Source organism: Psychroflexus sp. MBR-150 (assembly GCF_053628795.1).
Genome location: NZ_JBRJHB010000039.1, coordinates 1 through 6,194 on the forward strand (window position 1 = coordinate 1; position 6,194 = coordinate 6,194).

The 6,194-nt window shown below is 32.0% G+C and carries 6 protein-coding genes; all 6 read right to left on the minus strand.

The genetic code is table 11. The features are described 5' to 3' along the window. Positions 1-93 precede the first annotated feature (93 nt). Positions 94-546: a protease complex subunit PrcB family protein gene (locus tag ACSSV5_RS12075; protein WP_454246077.1), complete on the minus strand. Its 453-nt coding sequence runs from the start codon at positions 544-546 to the stop codon at positions 94-96. Positions 547-745: 199 nt separating this feature from the next. Continuing rightward, positions 746-1,777: a zinc-dependent alcohol dehydrogenase family protein gene (locus ACSSV5_RS12080; protein WP_454246078.1), complete on the minus strand. Its 1,032-nt coding sequence runs from the start codon at positions 1,775-1,777 to the stop codon at positions 746-748. 177 nt (positions 1,778-1,954) lie between these two features. After that, on the minus strand, positions 1,955-2,917 hold the full coding sequence (locus tag ACSSV5_RS12085) for a DUF3887 domain-containing protein (RefSeq protein ID WP_454246079.1): 963 nt from the start codon (positions 2,915-2,917) through the stop codon (positions 1,955-1,957). Between the two features lie 196 nt (positions 2,918-3,113). After that, positions 3,114-3,551: a hypothetical protein gene (locus ACSSV5_RS12090; protein ID WP_454246080.1), complete on the minus strand. Its 438-nt coding sequence runs from the start codon at positions 3,549-3,551 to the stop codon at positions 3,114-3,116. Positions 3,552-3,721: 170 nt separating this feature from the next. After that, the gene (locus tag ACSSV5_RS12095; protein ID WP_454246081.1) at positions 3,722-5,272 is read right to left on the minus strand and encodes an alpha/beta hydrolase-fold protein; all 1,551 of its coding nucleotides are present in this window, start codon (positions 5,270-5,272) and stop codon (positions 3,722-3,724) included. A gap of 172 nt (positions 5,273-5,444) precedes the next feature. Further along, positions 5,445-6,086 carry a hypothetical protein gene (locus ACSSV5_RS12100; protein WP_454246082.1) on the minus strand — a complete coding sequence of 214 codons (642 nt, stop codon included), beginning with the start codon at positions 6,084-6,086 and terminating at the stop codon, positions 5,445-5,447. Between the last annotated feature and the right edge of the window lie 108 nt (positions 6,087-6,194).

Sequence of the window (6,194 nt, forward strand, 5' to 3'; positions counted from 1 at the left end):
ATAGACTTGTTAAGAAGAGCCGTATGATGGGAGACTATCACGTACGGTTCTGTGAGAGGTTTAGGGGTGAGATTCCCCTTTACCTACTCGACTTTATTCCACTATTATTGTTTTTTCTGTCTTCTGTATTTTTACTATACAAAATGGTTGAGTCATAACCGATGTTGCATATTCAGTTTCAAGAGTAGAAATTGTAATGTTGTTTTCATTCTCAATAATGTTTTCAGTTTCAATTTCCCACCCTTGTCCTTTTACTTCAAGAAAAATAGCAACGACTAGAAATACATCAAAGTCAATATTTGTTTCTGTAAAATTGTCACTTACATTATTAACAGAATTCATTTGAGAAATAAGACTTTGCCAATCACTCGCATTTGTAATAGTTAAATTAGATTCTGTTATTCCTTCTTGTCCATTTCCAAATAAAGCTCCTTTACCTATTTCGGTAAAATTAATTTCAGTCGATTGAAAATCCGAATTATCATCGTTGTTACAACTGGTTAAAAGTCCAATTCCGAAGAGTAATATTAAAATTTTCACTTTCATAATTTCGTGTTTTTAAGTTATTTAGGATGCTTTATTATTTATTTCGTTGCGTCAAATTGGCTACAACGGTCTCGGCTATGAGTAGTTGCGTGGGTTAGCACTTAACTTTGCAAGTACACACCAAACTGAAAATCCGCGAGGATTTTCATAAGTAGGCGAGAACAAGCAATTACTTATAGCCATTGTTGGCTGTAGTAACTTATTTAGTTTCTATAATAATTTTCATAGCTTTTTCTTTTGAAGCATTTAAGAATACATCATAAGCTTTTTCAATTTCACTAAGGTTGAAATGATGCGTAATTAATTTTTCTACAGGTAACTTGGAAATAGCTTTCATTAGCATTGGTGTTGTGTTGGTGTTTACAAGACCAGTAGTGATTGTAAGGTTTTTAATCCACAAATCTTGTAATTCGAAATCAACTTTTTGACCATGGACACCAACATTCGCAATATTTCCACCTGGTTTTACAATTTTCTGACAAACATCCCAAGTTTGAGGTATACCAACAGCTTCAATAGCAACATCTACACCTTCTTCTCCAACAATTTTGGCTAATTCTTTTTCTAAGTCGCTGGAAGGTTTTAAAGTATGTGTTGCTCCTAGCTCTTTGGCCATTTCTAAGCGATTTTCATCTAAATCAACTACTACAATAATGGCAGGAGAATAGAATTGAGCTGTTAATAAAGTTCCCATTCCTACAGGACCAGCGCCCACGATAGCAATAGCGTCCCCTGGCTTTACGTTTCCATATTGAACTCCAATTTCATGCCCTGTTGGTAAAATGTCACATAGTAATACCGCTATATCATCATCTAAGGTATCAGGTACTTTGTGTAGACTATTATCAGCATGTGGAACTCTAACATATTCAGCTTGTACACCATCAATCATGTGTCCTAAAATCCAACCTCCATCTTTACAATGTGAATACAGTTGTTTTTTACAATATTCACAAGATCCACATGAGGTAATGCAAGAAATTAACACTTTGTCCCCTACTTCGAATTGTGAAACAGCGTCTCCGATTTCTTCAATGATTCCAACACCTTCGTGCCCAAGAATAATACCTTCTTTCATATAAAGGTTTTTACCTTTGTAAATTCCTAAGTCAGTTCCACAAATCGTTGTTTTTAGAACTTTCACAATGACATCGGTTGTGTTTTTAATAGTTGGTTTTGGTTTTTCTTCGAGAGCTATTTTGTGTTCACCTCGATAAACTAATGCTTTCATAATATTTGTTTTTATTGGTTAATACTCGTTTTATATTACAGCCAACGGTTTGGCTATGAGCAGTTGGGGATTTTTTACCCTAACTTTTCAGTTTAGCACTGACCTTTATTTTATTTACTATTTTTCATTTAAGTACCTAAACCCCAATTGCTTATAGCCTTTGTTGCCAGTAGTTTTTTATTCATTTTTGATTTTCTCTCCTTTAATTGGTGAATAGTCTTTTTTCAATTCTCCGTTCACAATTATTTCGTCAAAATAACATTTTGCTCCAGTAGCTTTGTTCATATCTTCTACATTTTGGATATGAAAATGTAAGTGAGCTTCTGAAGAATTTCCAGAGTTGCCACAAAGCCCCAATAATTCTCCTTGTTTCACCTTTTGACCTTGCTTCACAACAATCGAATTTTGCTTAAAGTGAGCAAAGAATAAGAATTCATTATTTTTAGTTTTTAGAATTACGGTATTTCCTGGAATATATATTGGATTTAATTCGCCTGGCTTATTGTCTTTTACTCCGTCAACTGTCAAAACTACTACTGCATCACAAGGTGCAATTACTTCTTTTCCAAAAGCGTAATAATCTTCATTCGTTTTTCCATCCGTTTTAAAGGTCTTTCCTTCTTGGTCAGTTATTACAAGGTCAAACGCATTTTTTTGAGCTTCGCTTTCTACGTGATAATTAAGTTCTTTAGTGTCTCCACCCCAAAATACTGTCCATTCTCCATTAAACGGCAAAATCAGTTTTGTTTTATTTCTTTCAAGTTTAGGAAGATTGTCTTCTTTGTATGGTTTGACAAAAAGCCCATTAACTTTAGCGTTATTGTCAAGTGATATGTTAACAGCAAAAATAGCTCGTTCAAAAGTTGTTTTATAAGAGGCATAAGTCTGCTCATATTTTACAAACTCTCTTTTTACAATTTTTCCTGCCTGACTTTTCAACCCTTTTAAAAAGTCAGTCGTTTGTTCGATTGGTAAAGCACTTTTCATTTCAGTCGAAAACAAGTCAAAAATCTTTTGATATTCATCTGAATTGTAGTATTTTTCAAATTCAGACGAAACTTTTTTAGCGGTTTCTTTTTCTGTCTGTCCGAAACTTAACATTGGGATTAAAATCAATAAAATCAGAATTAATTTTTTCATTTGTGTGTTTTTTTCTAAATTACTGGCAACGTGTTTGGCTATGGTTTCGTTGCGGAAAAATCCGCAGGATTCTTTCCGCCGTAGCCGAAAGATAGCAAACTTGCGTTGAATTCCGATGAGGAATTCAACCGCAATGAATTATAGCCGTTGTTGTGTTTTAGTTGTTTTTTCAAATTGTTCAATTCAGATTTTGGTTCTAATATTCATTCGAGTTAAGAACGATGTCAGTTACGTGATTTTTGTCTTTATCGTAAAATCTATAAACTAATTTAGCGTTATATTTTTTGAAATATTCAGCTTGATTTTGGTTTTGCAGATTTTTCTTGAATTCAGGCTTAAATAAATCCTCAAAAGCCTGTGTGTCAATATCAGATTTACTGTCATTCAAAAGTGTATAATTTTGTCTTAAAACATTCTTTTCAGGCGAAGTGACACTATCAAGTCTTGTGTTTGAGTCAAAAGTAAATGGACAGTCTTTATTCATAATTTCTGCTCTTTCCGCAATAGTGTTTTCATTGCTCAAAGCCAGCTCTTTTTTAGACTTGAATAATCTTGAACCGAAGTTCACAGCAATTACCATTATTGCAACAGTAATAGCTGTTCCAATTAAACTCTTTTTTTTCTTTTGTTCCATTTTTTATTAATTAAGTTTTTTCGACAATTAAACACAACGGTTTGGCTATGGGCAGTAGCGCCAAAAAAGTCATTCAGTTTTGATTTCAGACGTAAAGTTAGAAAATAAATCCCAAACTTATGTTTTTAGCCCAAACCCAAGCTATTGACTATAGCTATTGTTGTGCACAGTTATTTTATTTTTTGTTTTATCAAATTTATCTCTTTTTCCAATTCAGGATTATTTTTCTTTAAGATGTCAAGATTTTTATATCCAATTTCTAACTTATTAGCCTTTTTGTAAATTTCAATGTATGATACAGCATTTGAATTTATGAGTTGTTGAATTGAATTTTGGTCATTTTCTTTTACCATTTTATCTAAATAATACAATGCTGTTTCTAAATCATTGATTTCATAAAAGAGTATTGCTCTAACATATAGATTATATATTTCATTGTTTTCATCTTCATAATCCAAATATTGATTTAGTACTTTTGATTTTCCAGTTTTTCTAATTATCTCTCCAACAACAACAGACGAAGCATCATTTTCGATATAGGGTTGGATGTATTTTTCATTTTGCTTTAAGTATTTTTCTTTAACTTCTTTATAATTAAAGTTATTTGAGTTAACTCCTTTTTCAAACAGACTGTAGTCTTGATAATCTGAAAACACAAATTGAAAAGCATCTAAAATAGAATAGCCAATTAAATCAACGTGCCAGCTCTTATAAACTTTTTGTTGAAAATCAACGTTCTTGTTAGGATTGTTGACTATTACTTTTTCAATTTCTATTCCACTTGGATACCTATTTGGGTCATCATATTTTGCACTTGCAACAAAGTATTTTATAGGTTTTCTGTTGTTACTTAAGAATTTGATGTATTTATTTTTAATTATCTCAAATTTTCCATTTTCCAATTCAATTAGATTTTCACTAATATTCATAAACGCATCAAAAGGGTTGTCTGTTTCAAACATTAAATGATGATTGTACTCAGCACCATTAGAATGGCCATATATAGCCTTAAATTCGCTTGTTGAATAGTTGTTTTCAATAAATGGAATTACTTCTTTGAAAATATAGTCTTTAAACTTTTTTCCATTTTCTCCATATTCAATATCTAATTCATTATTTCTTTCTCTTATGTTAATGTAAATGCCTACGACAATACATTCAGGGAAATTCGAAAAATTTGACTGTTGTCTTAATGTTTGAACTACTATTTCAAAAATGTTTAAGATATTGGCATCTGTAACATAAATTACAGGATAATTAATGTTTTTATTGTAATTCTCTGGCAATGAAATGTAAACCTTTCTGTTTTGTTTTAAAAAGTTGGATTTTATCTCTGAAATTTTAAAATCACTGAAAGTTGAGAATTTATCAATTTGGTCTGTCCAACCTTGAATTTTATAAAATAATTTTGTCGATGGTTTTTCACTCAAAACAAAATTTGGCTCTCCTGTAAGTTTTGTGATTATCGCTTCACTCTCCCAAGTACCACGAGTAAACTTAAATTCGGCAGGAAATGTTAAATTCAATGAAATTTCTCTTTCGTAATCAGAGATTCTATTCATTTTTACTTTGTCAGGTTGCCAATTTCCAAAGCTATCTTGATTTCCGACAATAAAAACTTCATCAGTTTCATTAGGAACTGAAATTTTGATTGTAGTTAATTCTTGTCCAAACGAAATTATTGAGGACAGAAGTAAAATTATAATCAGATTTTTTTTCATTTAGCGTTACGTTTTAATTGTGCACAACGTTCCGCAGCTAAGAAACGTGGGGCTTTTCGAAGCATTTCACTGTCTGCCTATGACAAAGATAGCTACGAAGAACGAACCTTGTGGCAATCACTGACCGCCCCATGTTTTCTTAGATGCTGTTATGCCCTGGCTTTTTTCATTTTCAACTTGTCGTAAAGTAGTCAATTAATAATTTATTTCCTTTTCTCCATCTTATCCAACCTGAATTTATTGTTGTTGTACTTTCGGTATAACTGTCATCACAGTGGTCAGGAGTTGAAATTTCAATCCAATCTCCTTTCATTGATTTGACCACAAAACAATCAGTTCCTTGATATTTAATGTCGGCAGCATTTTCAGTCGGTTTAGTCTTTATGCTTTGCTTGAAGTCAGGTAGTCTAGCCACTCCAAACATATTTTTCAGGAACTCTTCCCAATTTTTAAATTCCGTCAGTTCAGTATTTTCTATCCAATAAGATTTTCCTGTTTCATTATTTACTATTACTTCAATCCATTTGTCTGTAGGGGTCAAACAACGGAATGTAAATTCAAAATAGTCTAACCAAAGGATTTCAGGTTTAAGCCATTCTTGTTGTTTTTTCAAGTCCTTTATATTCCAACTGTTAATTGTCTTGTCGTTAAAAAACTCAACAATCTTTTCAGGCTTACTTTCTAAAGTGTCAGAATAAAATTTCAAAACTGTTTTGTCGTCAAAGTTGATAGAGACAAGTCCGATTCCAAGGTCAGTTTGTGACCAAACTTGGGTCGAGAATAAAAGCAGTATGTTAATTATTAGCAGTCTCATTTTTTAGCTTGGGCATAACTAGTATATATCCACAAAAATACACCACTTTTTTAATTTTTAGGCTTGTTTTTATACTTTTTTGCCATTTTGTCTAATGGACTTTCTATC

What these genes read in the sequence shown, in the direction of transcription:
- ACSSV5_RS12085 (WP_454246079.1), bottom strand. Translation starts at nt 2,917, where the DNA reads ATGAAAAAATTAATTCTGATTTTATTGATTTTAATCCCAATGTTAAGT.
- ACSSV5_RS12100 (WP_454246082.1), bottom strand. Translation starts at nt 6,086, where the DNA reads ATGAGACTGCTAATAATTAACATACTGCTTTTATTCTCGACCCAAGTT.
- ACSSV5_RS12095 (WP_454246081.1), bottom strand. Translation starts at nt 5,272, where the DNA reads ATGAAAAAAAATCTGATTATAATTTTACTTCTGTCCTCAATAATTTCG.
- ACSSV5_RS12080 (WP_454246078.1), bottom strand. Translation starts at nt 1,777, where the DNA reads ATGAAAGCATTAGTTTATCGAGGTGAACACAAAATAGCTCTCGAAGAA.
- ACSSV5_RS12090 (WP_454246080.1), bottom strand. Translation starts at nt 3,551, where the DNA reads ATGGAACAAAAGAAAAAAAAGAGTTTAATTGGAACAGCTATTACTGTT.
- ACSSV5_RS12075 (WP_454246077.1), bottom strand. Translation starts at nt 546, where the DNA reads ATGAAAGTGAAAATTTTAATATTACTCTTCGGAATTGGACTTTTAACC.